The 20,506-nt window shown below is 48.4% G+C and carries 21 protein-coding genes; 7 read left to right on the top strand and 14 right to left on the bottom strand.

Annotation, left to right across the window (positions count from 1 at the left end):
• Positions 1–298 precede the first annotated feature (298 nt).
• The 4 genes from AB9R92_RS14770 to AB9R92_RS14755 form a co-directional block, all read right to left on the bottom strand.
• Positions 299–2,332 (bottom strand): TRAP transporter permease, encoded by a 2,034-nt coding sequence (locus AB9R92_RS14770; RefSeq protein WP_370670214.1) that lies wholly within the window; start codon positions 2,330–2,332, stop codon positions 299–301.
• Positions 2,325–2,846: a DUF1850 domain-containing protein gene (locus AB9R92_RS14765; protein ID WP_370670213.1), complete on the bottom strand. Its 522-nt coding sequence runs from the start codon at positions 2,844–2,846 to the stop codon at positions 2,325–2,327. The genes AB9R92_RS14770 and AB9R92_RS14765 overlap by 8 nt, the downstream gene beginning before the upstream one ends.
• 76 nt (positions 2,847–2,922) lie before the next feature.
• Positions 2,923–3,900, bottom strand: a complete 978-nt coding sequence (locus AB9R92_RS14760; protein ID WP_370670212.1) for a TAXI family TRAP transporter solute-binding subunit — start codon at positions 3,898–3,900, stop codon at positions 2,923–2,925.
• Between the two features lie 125 nt (positions 3,901–4,025).
• Positions 4,026–4,613, bottom strand: coding sequence for a phosphatidylglycerophosphatase A family protein (locus AB9R92_RS14755; protein WP_370670211.1), 588 nt, complete (start codon positions 4,611–4,613; stop codon positions 4,026–4,028).
• 105 nt (positions 4,614–4,718) lie between these two features.
• Between AB9R92_RS14755 and AB9R92_RS14750 the strand changes: the two genes are divergently transcribed.
• From AB9R92_RS14750 to AB9R92_RS14740, 3 genes are all read left to right on the top strand, one after another.
• Positions 4,719–5,441 carry an alpha/beta hydrolase gene (locus AB9R92_RS14750; protein ID WP_370670210.1) on the top strand — a complete coding sequence of 241 codons (723 nt, stop codon included), beginning with the start codon at positions 4,719–4,721 and terminating at the stop codon, positions 5,439–5,441.
• A gap of 75 nt (positions 5,442–5,516) precedes the next feature.
• The gene (locus AB9R92_RS14745; protein ID WP_068869551.1) at positions 5,517–6,035 is read left to right on the top strand and encodes a YjcG family protein; all 519 of its coding nucleotides are present in this window, start codon (positions 5,517–5,519) and stop codon (positions 6,033–6,035) included.
• Complete coding sequence (locus tag AB9R92_RS14740) at positions 6,036–6,464, top strand: GNAT family N-acetyltransferase (protein WP_058383410.1); 429 nt, start codon at positions 6,036–6,038, stop codon at positions 6,462–6,464.
• A gap of 42 nt (positions 6,465–6,506) precedes the next feature.
• Here AB9R92_RS14740 and fabI read toward each other — a convergent pair whose 3' ends face one another.
• Positions 6,507–7,277 carry an enoyl-ACP reductase FabI gene (gene fabI, locus AB9R92_RS14735; RefSeq protein ID WP_058383409.1) on the bottom strand — a complete coding sequence of 257 codons (771 nt, stop codon included), beginning with the start codon at positions 7,275–7,277 and terminating at the stop codon, positions 6,507–6,509.
• A 104-nt stretch (positions 7,278–7,381) separates the two neighbouring features.
• Complete coding sequence (gene mgtE, locus AB9R92_RS14730; RefSeq protein ID WP_370670209.1) at positions 7,382–8,752, bottom strand: magnesium transporter; 1,371 nt, start codon at positions 8,750–8,752, stop codon at positions 7,382–7,384.
• A gap of 87 nt (positions 8,753–8,839) precedes the next feature.
• On the opposite strand from mgtE, the gene prpE reads away from it, so the two are divergent.
• Positions 8,840–9,577 (top strand): bis(5'-nucleosyl)-tetraphosphatase PrpE, encoded by a 738-nt coding sequence (prpE, locus tag AB9R92_RS14725; RefSeq protein WP_370670208.1) that lies wholly within the window; start codon positions 8,840–8,842, stop codon positions 9,575–9,577.
• Here the strand turns inward: prpE and AB9R92_RS14720 are convergent.
• The 3 genes from AB9R92_RS14720 to yjbM are packed head-to-tail and all read right to left on the bottom strand — an operon-like array spanning position 9,574 to position 11,937.
• Positions 9,574–10,449, bottom strand: coding sequence for an RluA family pseudouridine synthase (locus tag AB9R92_RS14720; RefSeq protein WP_370670207.1), 876 nt, complete (start codon positions 10,447–10,449; stop codon positions 9,574–9,576). The two genes, prpE and AB9R92_RS14720, sit on opposite strands and share 4 nt — an antisense overlap.
• A gap of 4 nt (positions 10,450–10,453) precedes the next feature.
• Positions 10,454–11,263 carry an NAD kinase gene (locus AB9R92_RS14715; RefSeq protein WP_370670206.1) on the bottom strand — a complete coding sequence of 270 codons (810 nt, stop codon included), beginning with the start codon at positions 11,261–11,263 and terminating at the stop codon, positions 10,454–10,456.
• A complete protein-coding gene (gene yjbM / locus AB9R92_RS14710) occupies positions 11,260–11,937 on the bottom strand; it encodes a GTP diphosphokinase (RefSeq protein ID WP_058383404.1) in 678 nt (225 codons plus the stop codon). Before yjbM ends, AB9R92_RS14715 begins: the two co-directional genes overlap by 4 nt.
• 270 nt (positions 11,938–12,207) lie before the next feature.
• Between yjbM and AB9R92_RS14705 the strand changes: the two genes are divergently transcribed.
• The 3 genes from AB9R92_RS14705 to AB9R92_RS14695 all read left to right on the top strand — a co-directional run bounded on the left by AB9R92_RS14705 (position 12,208) and on the right by AB9R92_RS14695 (position 14,066).
• Positions 12,208–12,777, top strand: a complete 570-nt coding sequence (locus AB9R92_RS14705) for a CYTH domain-containing protein (protein WP_370670205.1) — start codon at positions 12,208–12,210, stop codon at positions 12,775–12,777.
• 96 nt (positions 12,778–12,873) lie between these two features.
• Entirely contained in the window at positions 12,874–13,272 is a 399-nt protein-coding gene (locus AB9R92_RS14700; protein WP_370670204.1) for a globin domain-containing protein, read from the top strand.
• Positions 13,269–14,066 (top strand): ClpXP adapter SpxH family protein, encoded by a 798-nt coding sequence (locus AB9R92_RS14695; RefSeq protein WP_370670203.1) that lies wholly within the window; start codon positions 13,269–13,271, stop codon positions 14,064–14,066. Before AB9R92_RS14700 ends, AB9R92_RS14695 begins: the two co-directional genes overlap by 4 nt.
• Before the next feature lie 423 nt (positions 14,067–14,489).
• On the opposite strand, the gene pepF is transcribed toward AB9R92_RS14695, so the two are convergent.
• From pepF to AB9R92_RS14670, 5 genes are all read right to left on the bottom strand, one after another.
• Positions 14,490–16,298: an oligoendopeptidase F gene (pepF, locus tag AB9R92_RS14690; RefSeq protein WP_370670202.1), complete on the bottom strand. Its 1,809-nt coding sequence runs from the start codon at positions 16,296–16,298 to the stop codon at positions 14,490–14,492.
• Between the two features lie 53 nt (positions 16,299–16,351).
• Entirely contained in the window at positions 16,352–17,440 is a 1,089-nt protein-coding gene (locus tag AB9R92_RS14685; RefSeq protein ID WP_370670201.1) for a competence protein CoiA, read from the bottom strand.
• Between the two features lie 125 nt (positions 17,441–17,565).
• Complete coding sequence (gene mecA / locus AB9R92_RS14680) at positions 17,566–18,222, bottom strand: adaptor protein MecA (RefSeq protein WP_370670200.1); 657 nt, start codon at positions 18,220–18,222, stop codon at positions 17,566–17,568.
• A gap of 300 nt (positions 18,223–18,522) precedes the next feature.
• The gene (gene spxA, locus AB9R92_RS14675; RefSeq protein ID WP_008429739.1) at positions 18,523–18,918 is read right to left on the bottom strand and encodes a transcriptional regulator SpxA; all 396 of its coding nucleotides are present in this window, start codon (positions 18,916–18,918) and stop codon (positions 18,523–18,525) included.
• A 406-nt stretch (positions 18,919–19,324) separates the two neighbouring features.
• The gene (locus AB9R92_RS14670) at positions 19,325–20,485 is read right to left on the bottom strand and encodes a putative glycoside hydrolase (protein WP_370670613.1); all 1,161 of its coding nucleotides are present in this window, start codon (positions 20,483–20,485) and stop codon (positions 19,325–19,327) included.
• Positions 20,486–20,506 lie beyond the last annotated feature (21 nt).

The following is a 20,506-nucleotide window of genomic DNA, read 5'->3' as shown; positions in this document are numbered from 1 at the left end:
TCAGTCAGGAATTAGAATAGGGTCACCTTTTCGATATTCAAAAATTAATGACCTATCTAAGTATTTGGAGAAGCGTTCGCTCGACTCCAGTGGATCAGCGAGACGACCGAGACCCCGCAAGCAGCGAAGCGGCTGAGGAGGCTTGGGCGCGAGCCCACGGAGTCGTGCGGTAAGCTTCGGAAAATACGAGTTCTTACCTTTCTCGACATGCTGAAAACACCAACCGGTTTTCCGGTTGGTGTTTTTTTATTGACGCAACCAAAAAAGATGGAAGCCCGCGGGCTTCCATCTTTTTTTATTATGCAGTTTGAACTTTTTTCGTCTTTTTGTCTCTCGACATCCACTGGAATGCGAACAAGACGATAAAGACAGCCGCCCCGATAAGATCCGTGAAACCTTCCGGATAGATCAAGGCAATCCCTGTCACGAATGTGATGATCCGCTCCAGCCAATTGAGCTTGCGGTACCAATAGCCGATCAATCCGGCACCGATGGCGATCATTCCCGTGATGGCGGTGATCAATACCCATATCAATTGTGTCCAGGTTGTATCGATCATCAATAGTTCTGGGGACAAGACGAACATATACGGAATAATAAATGCCGCGATGGCCAGTTTCGCAGCGTTGAACCCTGTCCGTATTGGCTCCCCTCCGGAAATCCCGGAAGCTGCGAATGCAGCGAGGGCAACCGGCGGCGTGATGTCTGCGATGATCCCGAAGTAGAAGACGAATAAATGCGCAGACAATGCGACCACGATCGGTACTGCCGCGCCAGCAGGCTCATCGACCATCAACAAGGTAATGATGGCAGGAGCAGCAATGGTTGAGGTGATGACATAGTTTGCCGTTGTAGGCGAGCCCATGCCGAGCACGATTGCTGCAAGCATCGTGAAGAACAAAGTCAACAGGACGTTCCCGCCGGATGCTGACACAAGGCCATTTGCCAAGGATAGGCCGAGGCCGGTTTTTACGACAACCCCGACGATGATCCCCGCCGTCGCTGTGGCCGCTGCGACCGCAAGTGCGGTTCTCGCGCCGTCCACAAGCGCATGGATGATATCTTTAAAGCCGAGGCGTGTTTCTTTATTGAAGGCACTGACGAAAATCGTCAGCAATATGCCATACAAAGCCGCTTGCATTGTCGGGATACCGACTAGCAAGAACAAGATGATTGCAAGGATCGGCGTCAACAGATAAATTTTCTTCAATACTTCTTTGCGGTCCGGCATTTCGTCCGGCGACAGGCCTTTCAAGCCAATGCGTTTCGCCTCGAAATGGGTCATAATCCAAACGCCTGTGAAGTAAAGAAGTGCCGGGATCGCTGCCGCTTTGGCAATTTCCCAATAGGTGACTCCGCCGATGAACTCAACCATCAGGAATGCCGCCGCACCCATGATCGGCGGCATCAGCTGGCCGCCTGTCGAAGCTGCGGCCTCAACGCCGCCAGCAAATTCTTTCTTATATCCAAGTTTTTTCATCATCGGAATCGTGTAAGAACCGGATGTAACTACGTTGGCGACCGAGCTCCCCGAAATAGTCCCTTGCAGGGCACTGGAGAAAATCGCTACTTTTGCCGGTCCACCGGTCAAGTTACCGGCGAGCGATACGGCGAGGTCATTGAAATACTGGCCCACTCCTGTTTTGACCAGGAACGAACCAAATAAAAGAAATGTAAAGATGAATGTTGCAGAAACACCGATCGGGGTACCGAGAATCCCGTCTGTCGTATAGAACATCAATTGGATTAAGGATTCCAGGTCCTGTCCGCGATGGCGCATGAACCCTGGGAAATAAGGGCCGAAGAATCCGTATGTTAGAAATAGCGCACCAATAACTGTTATTGGCATCCCTACAGCGCGGCGTGTGGCTTCAAGCGTCAAAATGACCGCTAAAATTCCGACGATCAAATCCATTTCCGTCACGCGGCCGATGCGGAACACCAAATCATCATACATGATCGGCCAATATGCACCGACACCGACCGATAATAAGGCGAGTATGTAATCGTACCAGGCCACTTTATGGCGTGCGCCTTTCCGGCGGCGCATCGGGAATAGAATGAAAATGAGCGACAGCGCGAATCCTAAGTGGATAGAACGCTGGATGTACGCTGTATATTGGCCGAAAATGGCTGTATATAATTGAAACAATGAAAAGGCCAACAGCCCGAAAAACACGACATGTTTGACTATGCCTGACAGATCGCGGGTATTCGACTCCGGATCGTACTTTTGGAGAATCTCTTTTTGCTTCTCCTCTGAGATGTGGCTTTCGTCTTCAGGCGGAAGCTTTCTCTCTTCTCTTTCTTCTGGTGATAGTTTATCACTCATAGATATTCACTCCTTCTAATTGCTGATAAATGGATAGGCGCTGGGCACGGAATGTGTAGATCTTGCCTCTTTCCAAACTCTTCTTCAAATCGAGTTCTTTTCCTGCGAATAGGAAAGCGAGTTCCGCGTCCACGTCCCCGACTAGCAACCGGAATTCGGGCAGCTTCCGCTTCATATCCTCAATAAAGTATTTCCCGTCTTTTTCGACAAAGCGCTCCCCTTCTCCTGCATTCGACGGCATGCCGATATTGAAATCTTCGTACTCAAGTTCCGTCATCACCAATTGCCCCCCGTCATCCAGGCGGTAACTTTCGATGACATCCGACAGATGGATCGAATGCGTATAGCGGATCTTGAAGCGGTCTTCTACGACTGGAACGCGCGCAGCAATCTCGTTTGTTTCCGAATCGATGAAGACGAAGTGTTTCTGATATGGGATGAAGAAAAGTGCGGAGCAGATAAGGATGAGGATGGTTGATATAAGAAGGACTTTAAGAATTCTTTTGTTCCGCAAGATGATCCCCCTAGCGACAAAAAATAAATAACGACGATAAAGCTTGCGCTTTATCGTCAGTTATTTTGATTAATTCTTATTGGTTTACTTCATCGAAGTAACGCTGTGCGCCAGGGTGGATGTCAATCCCGATTCCATCAAGAGCCGTTTCTGCTTTGATGAATTCAGCCTTGGCGTGTTGGATTTGATCCGTGTTTTCATAAATCGCTTTTGTAATATCGTAGACTGTGTCTTCAGAGATGTCGTTCTGGACCACGAGCATCGCAAGAACGGAAACCGTCGGAACTTCTTCAGTCAATCCATAAGTACCGGATGGGACCACATCTTCTGCATAGTACGGGTATTTCTCGATCAATTCCGCTGCTTTGTCTGCTGCTACAGGGACAATATTAACGTCAGCTGTAGCACTCAAGCTTTCAACTGCGCCAGTCGGTGTTCCCGCTGTGATGAATGCCGCATCGATTTGCCCGGATTGCAAGCTTTCCTGAGACTCGCCAAAGTCCAAGTTCTGCGCATCGATGTCATCCATCGTCATGCCGTGGATCTCAAGCAATTGCTCAGCGTTGATATACGTACCTGAACCAGGTGCGCCGACGGATACCGATTTACCGGCCAAGTCTTCAAACGCAGTGATGCCGGATCCTTCAGTTGTTACGATCTGGATCGTTTCCGGGTAAAGAGCCCCAATTGCGGATACACTGTCGATGACTTCCCCTTCGAACATGTTCGTTCCTTCAGATGCATAGAAAGCCGTATCTGTCTGCACAAAAGCGATTTCGCCCGTGCCATCAGCAAGTGATGTCATATTGGCTGCAGATGCCTGGGACACTTCAGCAGTCGTATCGATGCCTGTCTCATTCTCGATGATTGTCGCCATCGCTCCGCCAAGCGGGTAGTAAGTTCCCGTCGTTCCACCGGTCAATACACTGATGAATTCCGGTTCAGCTGCTCCGCCGCCACCTTCTTCATTTGCTGCATCATCCCCACAGCCTGCTAGGAATACGGATCCGGCCAATGCGACAGTCGCATAGAATCCAAACTTTTTGTTTAACATAAATCGGCCTCCCTTTATCTATAGTTTCTTTCATCCTTCATAATACCATGACTTTCTGTCCAGCTGTCAATTTAATTTTTTCATATGGAATCGTTTTCAAACCAGATTATTTCAAATATTATCCATTAATCGTATTCTGCTCCAGGCACATGAGTTTCCGGTGTCGTCTCTTCAGGAGTGAGGTCTTCAAAGCTTCTGCCCTCCTCCTCCAAATCGCGCGTGCGGTGTGCAATCCGCGCCGAAGCGCATGCCGCGATACTCGAAACTAAATCATCGAGGAAGGTATGGACATGCTCCCCGTATTTCGTATCGAGCTTATGGATGATGCCGGTCTTATTTTTGTCCAAATGGCCGAACGTCGTCACCGCGATGCTGCCATAGGTAAGCACTGCGCCGAGTCCGATCATTTCATCGACTCCGAACAAGCCTTCATCCGAGCCGACAATCTGCTGAAGCGGCTGGGACAATTTCCCTTGTTCCGCCAATTCATCGAGTTCGATGCCGACCAAGAGCGCATGCTGCATTTCCCGCTTGCGCAAGACACTTTCGACCGACTCGGTGCAATGGGCCAACGTCAACCCTTCATTGAAAGGCAATTGCATTTCCAACACGATTTTCGCGATATCTTCTTTCGTGACGCCCCTTCTCTCCAAAGCTTCATGCGTCGCTTTGTTCACTTCTTCTGAATGCACACGGAAATGTCCTCCATCCATGATGCCATCCCCTCTCTCTATTTGGATTTGTCTTCTTGCCCATTATACCTTGCAGGGGGAATATGTTACAATTTTTGTACAATAGAATTAGAAGGAGGCAACATCATGAACAAAGGAAGCGTAGAGGATTTCACGCTTTACAGCGATGCCTTGGGAGAGGACATGCAGGTGCTCGTCCACTTACCGGCAAATTATTCTCCCCTTTATAAATACAGCCTGGTCATCGCATCGGACGGTAAGGATTATTTCCAGCTTGGCCGTGTGCCGCGTGTTGTCGACGAGTTGCTGGAAAACCAGGAAATCGAAAACATCATCTTCGTCGGCATTCCGTACAAGAGCGTGGAAGACCGCAACCGAAAATACGAACCGAACGGTGAACAGCATGCCGCGTATTTGCGGTTCCTGGCCCATGAACTGGCGCCTTACCTCGATGAGAAGTACCCGACCTACCAAGTCGGCATGGGCCGGACATTGATCGGTGATTCGCTCGCCGCCACCGTGTCCTTGATGGCCGCCCTCAAATACCCAAATATTTTCGGGCGCGTCATTCTCCAGTCGCCGAAAGTCGGGCCGGAAATGTTGGAAGCCGTCGAGAAGTTTCCGATGAACAATTCGTTCACGGTCTACCATGTCATCGGCTCGGATGAAACGGAAGTCAAGCTGACCAACGGGGAAACCGCCGACTTCCTTGGCCCGAACCGCGAGCTGAATGAGTTGATGAAAAATAAAGGGTTTTCGCTCTTTTACGAAGAATTCAAAGGAGACCATACATGGAAATACTGGCAGCCTGACTTGAAAAGGGCGCTGTTGATGAATTTCGGCATGTAGGCCTTAAGGAAACAAATTGAACAATTTGATACAATTGAACAGAAAGCATTTATTAGATGAGGAGGTCTATTGATTATGAAATATGGCATTGCAGCATTTCCATCGAAAAAACTACAAGACTTGGCGAATTCCTACCGGAAACGCTATGACCCGCATTATGAATTGATCACGCCCCATATTACATTGAAAGGGCCTTTTGAAGCGGATGACTCAGAAGTTAAAGCGATGGCGGAGGAGCTTGGCAATATCGCCAAGCGCCAAAAGCCTTTCCGCATCCACGCAACGCGTGTCAGTACGTTCACGCCGGTGACGAACGCTTTGTACTTCAAGATCGAACCTTCAAAAGAGCTGATGGATCTTCACGAAGACCTCCACTCCGATTTTCTTGGCGGCATGCCGGACCATCCTTTTGTGCCGCATATCACCATCGCACAAAAGCTTTCAGATTCGGAGCACGCCGATGTCTACGGCCAATTGAAGATGGCCGGGATCGACCATGAAGAGACGATTGACCGCATCCACTTGCTTTACCAATTGGAAGATGGTTCGTGGACTGTATACGATACATTTCGCTTGTCAGGAGATGAAGCTTAATTGCAGAAAGTAAAAATCGTTGAAACTGAACTCGAAAAAGAACAGGCTTTTGAAATCCGCCGAAAAGTTTTCGTCGACGAGCAAGGCGTTGCCCTTCATGTGGAAATGGATGAACATGACGACAGCGCCACTCACTTTATCGGCTATGAACTCGAGCAGCCTATTGCCGCTGCCCGCATACGTGAATACGAACAAGGCGTCGGCAAAGTCGAGCGCGTTTGCGTACTGCCGGAATACCGCGGACATCATTTCGGCGCGGAGATGATGGAACAGCTGGAGGAATATGCCCGCTCGATCGGCTATTTCCGCCTGCAGCTCAACTCCCAAAGCCACGCCATCCCGTTTTACGAACGGCTTGGCTACGATGTGGTCTCTCCAGAATTCATGGATGCCGGCATCCCGCATCGCCAAATGGAAAAAACGCTATAAAAAAACCTTCCGGACACTTCCGGAAGGTTTTTTTCATGCCTTTTATAAAACGTGATAGCCGCTGTCGACGTGCAGGACTTCGCCGGTAATGCCGCGGGACATATTGCTGAATAGGAAGACAGCCGTGTCGCCGACTTCTTCCGGCGTCGTGTTTCGGCGAAGCGGTGCTTTCTCTTCGATTTCACGCAAAATCGAGTTGAAGTCGCTGACGCCTTTAGAAGAAAGCGTACGGATCGGGCCGGATGAAATCGCGTTGACGCGGATATCATGCTTGCCAAGATCAGCAGCCAAATAACGTACAGACATTTCAAGCGATGCTTTGGCAACACCCATGACATTATAGTTCGGCATGACGCGCTCTCCGCCGATGTAAGTCAAGGCTACGATGCTGCCGCCTTCTGTCATTAACGGTTTTGCGTATTTCGAAACGATCGTCAATGAGTACGAACTGATATTATGTGCAAGCAAAAAGCCGTCGCGCGATGTATCTGAAAAGTCGCCAGACAATTCTTCTGTTTTCGCGAACGCGATGCAATGCGCAAGCCCATCGATTTTTCCGGCGCTTTCTTTGATCGTGTTGAAGCATTTCTCTACGTCTTCGTCACTGGTCACATCACACGGCAAGATCTGTTCGTGGTTGCCATCAAGTGTTGCGACCAAATCACGCACCGACTTTTCAAAGCGCTCCCCGGCATATGTAAAGATCAAGTTTGCTCCAGCTGCATCCAATGAACGCGCAATTCCCCATGCAATGCTGCGCTTATTGGCAACACCCATGATGACGTATGTTTTATCTTTTAATGAAATCGACATATATATACCTCCTAATATTATTACCTGGTGCTAATATTACCCCATAAAAAAAGAAAGTGCAATTGCACTTTCTGCGATCTTGCTTCATTTAGTCGTTTACTGGCTTATAAATTCGTCAGGAACGTTGTCGCCAAGCCCAAATAAATGAGAATGGAAATGATATCATTCAAGGTTGTGATGAACGGTCCAGATGCGACGGCAGGGTCGATTTTCATCCGGTGGATCAATAACGGGATAAACGAGCCGGCCAAGGTCGCCACAAAAATCGAACTTGCCACTGCCGTGCCGACCAGCATGCCGATCAGCAATTCAGATTTCCAAAAATAAACGAGCCCCACGACCACGATGCCGCAGATGACACCCGTGATCAAGCCGGTTCCTGCTTCCCGGAACAAAAGCTTCATCTTGCTTTCTTCTTCGATGTCCCCCGTGGCAATACCGCGTACGGCAACCGCAAGCGCCTGCGTGCCGCTATTCCCTGCCATTCCGGCAATCAAAGGAATAAACACGGCGAGCAGCGCCACTTGGTCAAGTGTCGCTTCGAACATGCCCATCAAATTCGCTGTCAACATGCCAAGGAAGGTCAGCAAGATGAGCCACGGCAAGCGTTTTTTCGCTGCTGTCAACGGGCCGCGGTCAAAGGTGTCCATATCGGATACAGCGGCCAATTTGGAGTAGTCATCAGAGGCCTCTTCATCCAACACGTCGATGATGTCATCGACTGTGATGATGCCAAGCAGGTGGTCCTGGAAATCCACGACCGGAAGTGCAAGAAAGTCATAGTCTTTGATCATGCGAGCGACTTCTTCCTGGTCTTCGCTTACTTGGACACTGACAACCCGGTCGTTCATGATCGATTCGATCAATGTGTCTTCATCTGCAATTATCAAGTCCCGCAAAGTCACGATGCCTGATAGCTTGCGATCTTCATCAATGACGAAGACATAATAGATCGTTTCTGCGTTCGGTGCGGCATTTCGCAGGATATTCATCGCCGAACGCACCGTCGAGTTTTTCGGGATCGCGACAAATTCCGTCGTCATGATCGAGCCCGCCGTATACTCTTCGTAATGCAGCAAGTCCTTGATCTGCTGGGCGGATTCCTTATCCATAATCGTCAAATAACTGGCGACTTGGTCTTTGTTCAATTCATTGAGTACATCGACCGCGTCATCGGTGTACATATAGGACAGGATATCCGATGCATAGCGTGTGTCCATTTCCTTGAACAGATCTTCGTATTCGTCATCGTCCACTTCAATGGCTTCAAAAATATCCGCCATTTCTTTAGGAGAGAGATACTGATAGAGCAAATGCCTCATTTCCCCGTCCGCTTTTTCATAAAAGCTTGCCTGGTCGTATGGATGGTGGGACAAAAATTCTTCTCGGAATGCTTCAACATCCCCATTTTCAAGCAGTTCGTGCAATAATTCTTCGTTAAGTTCCTCGTCACGGATCTTCGTTTCTTCCATCATGTATACTCCCTCCTTTCAATTGTTTCAGCTTTTTTCCCCATATGCGTTACACTGAAATCAACAGTTAGCAGTTAGGAGCTGAAGAATATGAAATATGATGTCATCGGTGATATTCACGGCTGCTTCACTGAGCTAATCGAATTGATCGAACGGCTCGGCTACCAATTCGAAAACGGCCTCCCTGTACATCCCGAAGACCGCCATCTCGCCTTTGTCGGAGATGCCATGGACCGCGGCCCGGAATCCCTCGCAGTGCTGCAGCTATTATTCGCCATGCAGGATGCGGGCATCCTTTATTATTCCCCTGGCAATCATTGCAATAAACTCTATCGATTTTTCAAAGGCAACCCGGTCGAACTCCTGCACGGATTGGAAATGACCGTTGCCGAATGGCGGAGATTGGAAAAAGGCGAACAGAAAGAGTTCAAGGATCGCTATCTCCAGTTTTATGAAGCCCTTCCCCTCTATCACCAGCTGCGGGATGAATTGGTGGTTGTCCATGCGGGCTTGCGAGAGGAGATGATCGGGCAGGCACTGAGCCGCAAAATGATCACTTTCGCTTTATACGGCGAAGTCACCGGGAGGTACCATTCCGACGGTCGGCCGGTGCGCGGCAATTGGGCAAAGCGCTACAAAGGCGAGCGGTGGATCGTTTACGGCCATACCCCGGTCAAGAAGCCTCATTTCCAGAATAACACCGTCAATATCGATACAGGCTGTATTTTCGGCGGGAGCCTGACCGCACTGCGTTTTCCAGAAATGGAGATTTGCCAAGTGCCGTCAAAACAGGTTTACCAGCCAGAGCGCTTCCATCATTATCATTAAATCAATACACGCATATCGCCGGCAAGAGCGGATGTGAATGCCATCCGCTCTCCAGAGACAGGATGGTCGAGCTGCAATTCCGTGCAATGCAGGGCCTGCCTTTTGATCAACTCACGTCTGCCGCTGTATAAATCATCCCCAAGAAGCGGATGCCCGATATGGGCTAAATGAACGCGTATTTGATGGGTCCTGCCAGTATTTAATTTCAACCCGACATGGCTGATGCCACCCGCCGACTGGATCAATTCCAACTCGGTCTCGGCAAACTTGCCGTCTTCCCTTACTTCACGTTCGATGATGCTGGTGCCTTTTCGGGCAATCGGGGCGGTGATCACCATATGCCCAGTTGCCACTTCGCCGTGAACAAACGCTTCATAGCGCCGGTTCATGCGCTTTCCCTGCTGTTGCATAGACAGCAGATGATGGATATGGCGGTTTTTTGCAATGCAGACGAGCCCCGAAGTATCTTTATCAAGGCGGGTGGCGATATGCAGTGTCGACGGGATGCCGTGGCGTTCGAAATGCCCGGCGACAATGTTCGCAAGGCTTCCAAACGGCTGCTCACGAGACGGGATCGTGTTCTGGCCTGGCGGCTTTTCGACAATCAACAACGCATCGTCTTCATAGACGATGGCGAGCGGGCCTTGTTCAGCTGTCAAGCCTTTGCCTTGTGTTTCTTTCGGAAAAATAACGGTCACGGCATCCCCCACTTCGAGCGGATGCCTGACCGTCACTTCCGAACCATTGACCAGCAAATGGCCTCCGCTATATTTCACAGAAGCCAAAGTCCTTTTGGAAATGCCATAATTTTGCAACGCTTCCCGCAACAGGCCGCGCTTCTCTGCAGTAAATTCAACTTGGAATGCGTTCATGCCATCAATCCTCCGACAGTTCGCTGTCGATGAATGAGTCGTGCACGCGGCGCCAGAACGGAAACGCGCGGAAACGGGCGAAGCGCACTTTTTCTTTCGCCACGCGGTACTCGATCGATTCGACGTCTTTATGCAGCAATTGAAGGTGGTCGATTGTCACCATGAAATCCGGCGCCTTGACCGGAAGCAAAGTACAGCGGTGATGGGACGGCAAAACAAGCGGCGAACCGACAGTCCGGAACACCCGGTTGTTGATCGAAGCCATCTCGGTCAATTGCATTGCCGGCAAGGACGGGTGGATAATCGCCCCGCCGAGCGCTTTATTATACGCTGTGCTTCCCGAAGGCGTCGACATGCACAACCCGTCCCCGCGAAAGCGTTCAAAATGGCTGTCGTTCAGGAAGACATCCATGACGAGCGTGACGTCCGGGGATTTTACGGTCGATTCATTCAAAGCCAAATAGGTGGAAGATTCCTGATCACTCCGGTAGTGCACCGTCACTTCCAGCAAGGGATATTCAATCACTTCGAATTCCTTTTTGGCAATGGCCAATACGAGTTTTTCGATCTCGATGGGCTTCCAGTCCGCGTAAAATCCAAGGTGGCCAGTATGGATCCCGACAAATGCAACAGCATCCAAACGCTCGCTGTATTTATGGAATGCATGCAGCAAGGTGCCGTCCCCGCCGATCGACAAAACGATCTGCGGGAATTCTTCGTCCCATATCATGCCGAAGTCTTCCAAGTATTCCCGGGCCTCCTTCATCAATCGATTGGACAAATCATCACTTCTCGATATGATATAAAATTTCATGTATCCTTTCGACCTCCTTCTGCATCCGCGGGAAATCGCGTCCCCGGGGATTCTTTGTATTCACTGAAATACGCTTGCGCTTCCTGGATTTCATCCCTGATCTGCGTCATCTCTTCATCGAGCTGGAAAGCCGCTTCCGCTGCGCGTTGCAGGCGGAGCTTGATCTCCTCCGGGAAGACGCCTTTGTATTTATAATTCAAGGAATGCTCGATCGACGCCCAGAAATTCATCGCCAATGTGCGGATCTGGATTTCCGCAAGAATCAGCTGCTCGCCGTCGATGGTCTGCACAGGATACTCGACAATGACATGATATGAACGGTAGCCGCTTTGCTTTTCATGCGAAATATAATCCTTTTCTTCGACGATGCGCAAATCATTGCGCTGGCGCAAAAGCTCAACTACAGTTTCGATATCCCCAACAAATTGGCACATCATTCGCAAACCGGCGATATCTTGTAAATTGCGGGCCAATTCTTCCGACGGTTCAAACAACAGCCCCTTTTCCAAGGTTTTATCATAAATGCTCGCCAGCGGCTTTACGCGGCCGGTAACGAACTCAATCGGTGAATTCGTGTTATTCGTCTCAAACTGCTTGCGCATGCCTTTGAATTTCACTTTCATCTCGTCGACCGCTTGTTTATACGGCGCCAAAAAACGATTCCATTGCCCCATGTCTGGCCCTCCTTACTGCTTTGCCCATTTTACTATCCTTTAAGCCCAGCGCAGGGCTGTTTCTTCATACCGCTATTTTACCACAGCAGGGCTCTGCGTTGCAGATTGCACCCAACTATCCGATAATGAAATTAACGGCTAAGCCAAGAGCAAACAGGGTGAGCTTAAAATTCCCGCCCCATCGCGGTTGACCTGGGCTGGTTCAAAACCCGCTTCTTTCCAATTAAGAAGGGCTCGCGCATCACAAAATGGGACTAATGAGGTGAACAAATGACTAAAGAACTTGAGATTGAATTCAAGAACATGCTGACAAAAGACGAGTATAACAAATTAATAGAAGAGCAAAAAACCGAACCGATCAGCCAGACCAACCATTATTTCGATACAGCCGATTTCCGGCTGCGCGGCCAAAAGGCAGCCCTTCGCTTGCGCAGCATCGGCAGCCGCTTCGAATGCACGCTAAAAACACCGGCCGCTTCCGGAAATTACGAAACGACTGATGCCTTAACCCAGGAACAGGCTTCCGCCATGTTGGAGTTGGGCCAGTTCAACGCGCCGGAAGTTTCTGTTGAACTCGAGCGGCTCGGGGTCTCGCCAGCCGATTTGGTGCCTATCGGCTCACTGACAACGCACCGCGTTGAAACTGCATACGAGGGTGGTCTTCTCGTGCTGGACCATTCGGAATATTTAGGGGTGGAAGATTACGAACTGGAATATGAAGTGACGGACGAAGCCGCAGGCAAGCGGAAATTCCTCTCCTTGCTGGAAGAAAAACAGATCCCAGTGCGCCCGGCGGACAAGAAGATTGCACGTTTTATGAAGGCGGCTGCCAAACGATAAAGGACGCATCGCTGTCCTGTGGCATGCGATTTGTTTGAGATATTTACCAGGCGTTGATAGAATGGATTTACAGCAAACACAAAGGGGACAAGACAGATGACTGAAAAACCGCTTCTTCCGTACGATGAAATCGGCGCGGAAACTTTATCAAACCTGGTGGACGCCTTCTATGCACGCGTCTCAGCACATCCGCAACTTGCACCCATTTTCCCTGACGATTTGACCGAAACCGCAAGAAAACAAAAACAGTTTTTGACCCAATATTTAGGCGGCCCGAATATTTACTCAGCAGAACACGGCCACCCGCGCCTAAAAGCGCGCCACCATCCATTCCCAATCACTCCAGACCGTGCCCAAGCCTGGCTTGAGTGCATGAGTGAAGCGATGGATGAAGTCGGGCTCAGCGGCCAATTCCGCGAGACGTTTTTCAACCGCCTCGTTTTGACCGCACACCATATGGTGAATGATTACGACAGTGAGGAGGAGTTGGAGTGAGCAACCTGGATCTGGCAGAGGATATCCGCGAACACCAAGTTTCCTGCAAGCCGATGGAACTATACGTGTTCATGGATCCGATGAATCCCGCATGCTGGGAACTTCAATCCATCATCCGCAAATTACAAATCGAGTATGGCCATTATTTTTCCATGCGGATGATCTTAAGCACACAATTATCCGCCCTGAACATGAGCGTGAAAAACGCCGATATGACCGGCGACGAACTTGAACATCCCGCACTTCCGTCTGTCGCCATCAAAGCGGCGGAACTCCAGGGCAAACGGGCAGGCAATCGATTCCTATACAAACTGCAAGAACACCTTTTTCTTCAATCGAGAAACGTCACATCCTACGATGTACTGCTTGAAATAGCGGAAGAAGCTGAATTGGACCAAGACGAATTCAAAGATGATTTCCATTCGGTCCACAGCGCCAAAGCATTCCAATGCGATCTTCGCATCACACGCGAAATGGAGATTTCCGAAGTGCCAAGCATCGTCTTTTTCAATGAATGCATCGAAGACGAAGGCGTCAAAGTTTCAGGCCTTTATTCATACGACGTCTATCTGACCATCCTACAGGAAATGCTGGGAAAAGACCGGCTCAACCGGCAATCCCCGCCTTCTCTCGATGACCTGTTCATAAAATATCCAACGATGGCGACCCACGAAGTGGCAAGCATCTACAATATCAGCGAACAAACCGCAGAGCGCGAGCTGAAAAAGCAAGTGCTGCAACAGAAACTAGAACGCATCCCGATGCAGGACGAGACATTGTGGAAAGTAAAATAAGCTAAGCTCCCAACAGGGGCTTAGCTTATTTTCTTCTATAGAATAGCGAAAGGCGCCTTCCACGTCCGGAAGGCGCCTTTCTTATCTTACACAAAGGGGATGGGAGAAATGTTCACGCTCAAACAAAGGGGTGTATGTTTGTATGTGATTAATTTCACAACCTAATAATATCACGACATAATAGTTAATGCAATAAATCACAAACCTTTTCACAAATCTGTCATAATATCAAGCGCTTACATATATTCAACTTACATAAAAGTTATTTAAAGATAATTTATATTTATAAAAAATCCTTACTTTTCATTATTCATCCTTTCTTGTTTCCATTTCGCTATAACATTTTCAATCCCGTATTCAGATTCCCCCGGCTCATGCAAAAAACCTCTGCAGATCTCACGCCGCAAAGGTTTTCGCTGTTTTTTATTTTTTCAATAGCAAGGCTTCGAGTTCTTCAAGCTTTTGCCCAAAGACTTTGCATGCCTCTTCGACCGGCTCGGATGAGGTCATGTCGACGCCGGCTTTTTTCAAGACTTCAATCGGGTAATCGGAGCTGCCCGCTTTTAGGAATTCATTGATATAACGCTCTACCGCCGGCTGCCCTTCTTCAAGGATTTTTTTGCTTAATGCCGTGGCCGCGCTGAATCCTGTCGCATACTGGAAGACGTAGTAATTATAGTAGAAATGCGGAATGCGCGCCCATTCGAGGCCGATTTCCTCATCCACGGCCATGTCTTCGCCGAAATACTTTCTATTCAACTCGTAATACACTTCCGTCAAGCGGTCAGCCGTCAAGGCTTCACCGTTTTGGTCCATTTGGTGGATTGTGTGCTCGAATTCAGCAAACATCGTCTGGCGGAAAACCGTTCCGCGGAAACCGTCCAGCCAGTGGTTGAGCAAGTAAATGCGCTCCTGCTCGTCTTCTGTCGTATTGACCAAGTGTTCGTTCAACAGGGCTTCATTCGTTGTCGATGCCACTTCCGCCACGAAGATGGAATAGTCGCCGTAGACGAACGGCTGGCTCTCTCTGGTGTAGTGGCTGTGTACGCTATGGCCGAATTCATGCGCCAAAGTGAACAGGTTGTCTACATTGTCCTGCCAGTTCATCAAGATGTAAGGGTTTGTGCCGTAAGCACCGGAAGAATAAGCGCCGCTGCGCTTGCCCTTATTTTCTTTCACGTCGACCCAACGGTTGTCGATGCCTGATTTGACAATGCCGACATATTCTTCACCGAGTGCATGCAAGCCTTCTAGCATCATGCCCGTCGCCTTGTCGTACGGAATCTCCATTTTAACTTCTTTCACGAGCGGTGTGTACATATCGTACATATGGACTTGGTCAAGGCCCAACACTTCTTTCCGGAGTGCTACGTAGCGCTGCAATAGATGCAGGTTGTTGTTGACGGTTTCGACCAATTGATCGTACACAGCTTCTGGAATATGGTCATCCGACAGTGCCGCTTCACGGGCTGATGAATAATTACGGATTCTCGCATGGACGTTATCGCGTTTGATATTTCCGGATAAAGTGGAAGCAAAAGTATTGCGGAATTTACCGTATGTCGCGTAAACGGCTTTGAACGCATCTTCGCGCACGCGGCGGTCTTTGCTTTCCATGAAGCGGATGTAATTGCCGTGTGTAATCTGCACTTTTTCGCCGTCTTCATTTTCGATTTCCGGAAACTCCAAATCGGCATTATTGAGCATGCCGAAGGTTTCGGAAGACGCGCCGACGACTTCAGACAATTGCGCAAGCAGCGCTTCCTGTTCCGCTTTCAATACGTGCGGCCGCATCGTGTTGAGTTCTTCAAGGGCATGTTTATATAGCTTCAATCCGTCGTGTTCTTCTACATAGCGGTTCAGTTCTGCCTCATCCAGTGACAGGATTTCAGGAGTCATGAACGACAAGCCTGCTGCCGTTTTGGCGAAAAGCGATTTGATGCGGCTGTCCATCGCCTGGTACGTCGAATTCGTCGTATCCTGGTCATATCGCATATGGGCGTAGGCATAGAGTTTGCGCAAGCGCTCCGAGAGCTCATCCTTATAATTTAACGCCTCGTACAGCGCATTCGCTCCGCCCGACAAAGTACCTTCGTATTGTCCAGCTTTCTCAGCCAATGCCGAGACGGCTTTAAACTCTTCTTCCCATTGTGAATCTGTAGCATAAATGTCCTCCAAGCGCCATGTCAGTTCTGCAGGCACTTGATCTCTAGTCATTAATTTTTCCGTCATTTGGCTGCCTCCTCTTTTCCCTTGTTTCGGGAAACGAATTACACCTTATTTTCTCAATTTTCCCACGCTTTTGCAAGCAGATGATAGGAAATATCCACCACTTCTGAAACACCAGCTAAACCTGCATTCCGGTAGATGGTTTCATACATCGAAAGCACCTGCAATAAATGGCGGTGTTCTATGCCGGAAGGTGCAAACTTCATCAACTCATCGGCCAATAAGGTTTCTACAGGCTTGCCCGTCTCAATCATCAGCGCAACTTTCATTTGCCATATAAGAGGATGTTCAAGAAATAGATGCCCGCCTGCAAGCGGCAAACCGAAAATTTCCGGGATGCCCCCCCTGTCGAGCTGAAGTTCGTAACTCAAGCGCCAAAAAGGGTTCCTCATCCGGTTTTTCGCGAATAATTGGGAACGGATATATTTGTTCTTTTCTATCCGCATGAGGGATATTGCCTGCTTGTATTCTGCTTTTGTAATTTTTTTCGGCACCGCAAAAGGAAAGACTTGTTTCTTCAAAGGCAAAAGTGACGCCTTTCCGATCCAACGGTTGCCTTGTACATAAAAAAGGTTGGAGTAGTAGACGAAGAGGGAATGATTGGGGTTGAATTGCAGGAGATGGGGATGAAGCTGCGTGCTGCGGAACATCGCTCTTTCGAACGGTCGGATTCGGAAAACGCCAAGTCCCGGAGCTGGCATGGCATCTATTCCACGGACCCATATGGCGTCAAGGCCCATCTTGGCGTATCCTTGGCTTCGCTTTATTACGTGCTCCACCGGCAATGTGCTGCATTGGATTTCAATCGCTGATTTCCTGGCAAGTAAATCGGGACGCTGTTTAATCTGGGGCAAATAATGCTCGACATGGACAGGGATGTTTTTGTCGTAAAAAAAAGAAGACAGGCGGGATTTCCCGAGCAAATGAAGCGGCGTTTCAGGTTCACTGCCTGGCGTGCAGGAGAAACGTTGGAGATGGGCGAAATGAGGGATTTTTGTCGTGCCGACTTTCAACACGACTGGAGCTTCACAAACGGGGCAAAGAAACGTTCGGCCCCTTCGCAGCTGAATCAGCTGTTGCCTTGTGTGATGTGCTTGCAACGTAAATAAACGGCCTTTATCGAGCGCTGTCAGTATTATAATCACTCTCCTTTTTTTCAGTTTACGCTGGAGAGCCATTTTGTACAATACTTAAAAACATTCAACTTCTGGATATCTGCTGGTCCATCCCCCAATATAATGACATAAAAAAACCTCCTATATAGGAGGTTTTATCCGAAATAATGCAACACATTCGACAGCGCATCTTCTTTGAAGATCGGCTTGCCGTATTCTTCAAGACGATGAATCGTCATCGGTGTTTGCTGCAGGTATTCCGTGATGACACTTAATTGGTCTTTGATGTCTTTTTCGGAATGCAGGATTTCATCAAACTTCACGTGCATATAATACTTTCCGTCAAAGTGGTACAAGGCCGTATCAACAGGCATATACATGAGACGCTTCGCAATCGGAAGCAATTCTTCCACTTCAGAGAGAACGAATGAATATTCGAGTTTCTTCGCATCGCCTTCGTCATAAACCGGTTCGAATTCATCGAATTCCTGCGATCCAGTTTCTTCTCCAGAGAACATTTTGCGTCGTTCTTCTATATCATCCGGCAAATCAAGTTTTTGCCCGTCTTTCGTCAATTGTGCACGAGTGACAGTGACTTCAAGTCCTTTGTCCATGGCTTGTACTTGTATCCACAGCGGCCCTTCCATAACGAAATCGGCTTCTTCGTTGACTTCATCCATCATTTCCCAGAAAAGCTCTTCGCTTTTGTCTCTGTTAAACCAAATTTCGTCACGGCTGAACCCTCGCTCTTCAACATCAAGATAGGAAATGTAAAATTTCACTGTGTTGTCGTTAATGCGTTCTATTTCCATTTTACACCTCTCCTTTTCGGATCGGATTAAGAGGAAGTTCCTCAAAAGCCGTGATTTATTACTACCTTCATTATACCTTTCCTGAAGGCTTAAAAACATTTTTCTGCCTATAGGCGGCACGAGAAGATAATTATCTTAGAGTCTAATCGAATCGACAGACTTTTGCAACTAATCAAGTTGAGAACTATAAGCCCGCGAGCAAAATTATAACGCGGCAATCTACCAAAAAGATAAAGAAAAGCCGTCCCATGATCCCTTATGAAAAACCATAAAGACCGGACAGCTTTTTTCTCCTTATTCTCAGTTGACCATGCGCTGAGCTTCCAGCAATTGATACGCGCGCACTTTGCGTGGCAGGAATCGGCGAATTTCATCTTCGTTATAACCGACTTGCAGGCGTTTTTCATCCATGATAATCGGGCGTCTCAATAAGCCCGGATGCTCCTGGATCAATTCATAGAGGCGCTGCAACGGCAAGCTCTCTACGTCTACATTCAGTTTTTGGAAGATCTTCGAACGGGTCGAAATGATTTCATCCGTTCCGTCCTCTGTCATGCGCAGAATTTCTTTGATCTCACTGATTGTCAAAGGTTCGGAGAAGATATTGCGTTCTGTATATGGAATATCATGTTCTTCAAGCCACGCTTTCGCCTTGCGGCAAGACGTACAGCTTGGAGAAGTGAATAATGTAACCATCATAATGAAGCACTTCCTTTCGGATTCATAGGTGTTGAGGGAATTCATTCTTAAATTAGAATCACTATCGTTTAGAAGCTCTACAATCATTATACAACATTAGGCTTCAGTAATATATAGCTAACAGCGAGATTTTTAAAAAAACATTGATTTTGTCACAGTCTCGCTACATTTTCAGAGGTTTTGTAAAACTTATACATTAATAATTTACCCGCTTCTTTTATCAATTAAACTTCAATAAGGAAATTTTATTCTCATTTACAAAATCCTTTTGAAAATAAAGCTTCTACTGTATAGTACGTTTCATCTCGCAAAAAGTTTCAATTGCGAGGCTTATTGAAAAAAAGCTTTGGAGCCGTCAAAAATGCCCCTGCTGGTCGCCTATACGACAGCAGGGGCAATTCGTTTATTCTGGTGTATAGTCGACTCCGGCTGAATAGCGATTGCCAGCGTTCCACAAAAGAAATTCATCAATTCCATGCTCGTTTAAAGCGCGGATTTGGGCTTCCACTTCTGCTTTTCCATAGCGCTTAAAGTTTCCTGCCCCCAGGTAGCTGGCGGTGAAATCCTGTAGCCATGGGCGTGATACGGGTGCCTCCTCCAGCTTGGAAAGGACAGCATTTTCCACTTTCGCATACTCCGCGACCAAATTGTACGGTTCCAGGTCAGGTTTGGCAATACCGAAATATTGTTTCCAGTGACTCGGATAAATCATCGAGGAGATGACATCGACATTCTCGGAGATCTTCGAAAAGTTCTGTCCGATGCCAGGCGCTTCCGAAACAGTTGCTGCATAGCCGAAGATATCAACCGATACTTCTACATCGTACGGCTGGAGTTTTTCTCTCGCATAGGCGACAAAATCCGTCACAGCTTCCACACGGCGCTGAACGGGGTCTAAATCGGACTCTGTGTAGTCACCCATTGAATAGTCCAGCTCCTCACCATACAGCTCAAATCCTTCGGGGAAACGCACATAGTCAAATTGGATTTCCTTGAATCCCATTTTTGCGGCTTCTATTGCCACTTCCACATTATAGTCCCAAACTTCTTTCATGAACGGATTGACGAACGCTTCCTCGCGGCGATTTTTCCACACCTTGCCGCCTGAGGTAAAGGAAAGTTCAGGGCGCTGTTCGGCAAGCACCGTATCCTTGAAGACGACCACACGCGCAATCGGGTATATTCGTTCCTGTTCCATCCGTTCAAGCATCGCACGGGGATCTTTGATCAGTGAAGTCCCAATGCCTTTGTCTGCCAAGGGAGATTCTTCTTCAGGCGTATACGTCAAATGCCCCATGTCCTCCTTGACGTCAATGACCATCGCGTTTAATTCGGTGCTGCCTACAAGGTCCACTAGCGAAGAAAAACGCTCTCCTCCGGCCGAGTTTCCAGTGACGAATATCCCTCGGACTGCATCAGGATATTCGAAAGCCAATCCCGAATCGAACCGGAAACGTTCCGATGTCCCTAGCAGTCCCGAATCGATGCTCGCCACTTCATATGTACGGGTCGAAAAATCTTCTGTTGCGGTTTCAGCCGCCTGTACTGCATTGGCACTTCCCATTAGAATCAGGGATGCAGCAAG

This window comes from Planococcus sp. SSTMD024 (genome assembly GCF_041320495.1).
GTDB lineage: Bacteria > Bacillota > Bacilli > Bacillales_A > Planococcaceae > Planococcus.
The sequence above is the reverse complement of the archived record's forward strand: the minus strand, read 5'-3'. Positions and strand labels throughout refer to the sequence as shown.

Excerpts from the sequence above, each read along its gene's own strand:
- AB9R92_RS14770 (WP_370670214.1), bottom strand. The coding sequence starts at position 2,332 with ATGAGTGATAAACTATCACCAGAAGAAAGAGAAGAGAGAAAGCTTCCG.
- AB9R92_RS14760 (WP_370670212.1), bottom strand. The coding sequence starts at position 3,900 with ATGTTAAACAAAAAGTTTGGATTCTATGCGACTGTCGCATTGGCCGGA.
- AB9R92_RS14755 (WP_370670211.1), bottom strand. The coding sequence starts at position 4,613 with ATGGATGGAGGACATTTCCGTGTGCATTCAGAAGAAGTGAACAAAGCG.
- AB9R92_RS14750 (WP_370670210.1), top strand. The coding sequence starts at position 4,719 with ATGAACAAAGGAAGCGTAGAGGATTTCACGCTTTACAGCGATGCCTTG.
- AB9R92_RS14745 (WP_068869551.1), top strand. The coding sequence starts at position 5,517 with ATGAAATATGGCATTGCAGCATTTCCATCGAAAAAACTACAAGACTTG.
- fabI (WP_058383409.1), bottom strand. The coding sequence starts at position 7,277 with ATGTCGATTTCATTAAAAGATAAAACATACGTCATCATGGGTGTTGCC.
- mgtE (WP_370670209.1), bottom strand. The coding sequence starts at position 8,752 with ATGATGGAAGAAACGAAGATCCGTGACGAGGAACTTAACGAAGAATTA.
- prpE (WP_370670208.1), top strand. The coding sequence starts at position 8,840 with ATGAAATATGATGTCATCGGTGATATTCACGGCTGCTTCACTGAGCTA.
- AB9R92_RS14720 (WP_370670207.1), bottom strand. The coding sequence starts at position 10,449 with ATGAACGCATTCCAAGTTGAATTTACTGCAGAGAAGCGCGGCCTGTTG.
- AB9R92_RS14715 (WP_370670206.1), bottom strand. The coding sequence starts at position 11,263 with ATGAAATTTTATATCATATCGAGAAGTGATGATTTGTCCAATCGATTG.
- yjbM (WP_058383404.1), bottom strand. The coding sequence starts at position 11,937 with ATGGGGCAATGGAATCGTTTTTTGGCGCCGTATAAACAAGCGGTCGAC.
- AB9R92_RS14705 (WP_370670205.1), top strand. The coding sequence starts at position 12,208 with ATGACTAAAGAACTTGAGATTGAATTCAAGAACATGCTGACAAAAGAC.
- AB9R92_RS14700 (WP_370670204.1), top strand. The coding sequence starts at position 12,874 with ATGACTGAAAAACCGCTTCTTCCGTACGATGAAATCGGCGCGGAAACT.
- pepF (WP_370670202.1), bottom strand. The coding sequence starts at position 16,298 with ATGACGGAAAAATTAATGACTAGAGATCAAGTGCCTGCAGAACTGACA.
- mecA (WP_370670200.1), bottom strand. The coding sequence starts at position 18,222 with ATGGAAATAGAACGCATTAACGACAACACAGTGAAATTTTACATTTCC.
- spxA (WP_008429739.1), bottom strand. The coding sequence starts at position 18,918 with ATGGTTACATTATTCACTTCTCCAAGCTGTACGTCTTGCCGCAAGGCG.
- AB9R92_RS14670 (WP_370670613.1), bottom strand. The coding sequence starts at position 20,485 with ATGGGAAGTGCCAATGCAGTACAGGCGGCTGAAACCGCAACAGAAGAT.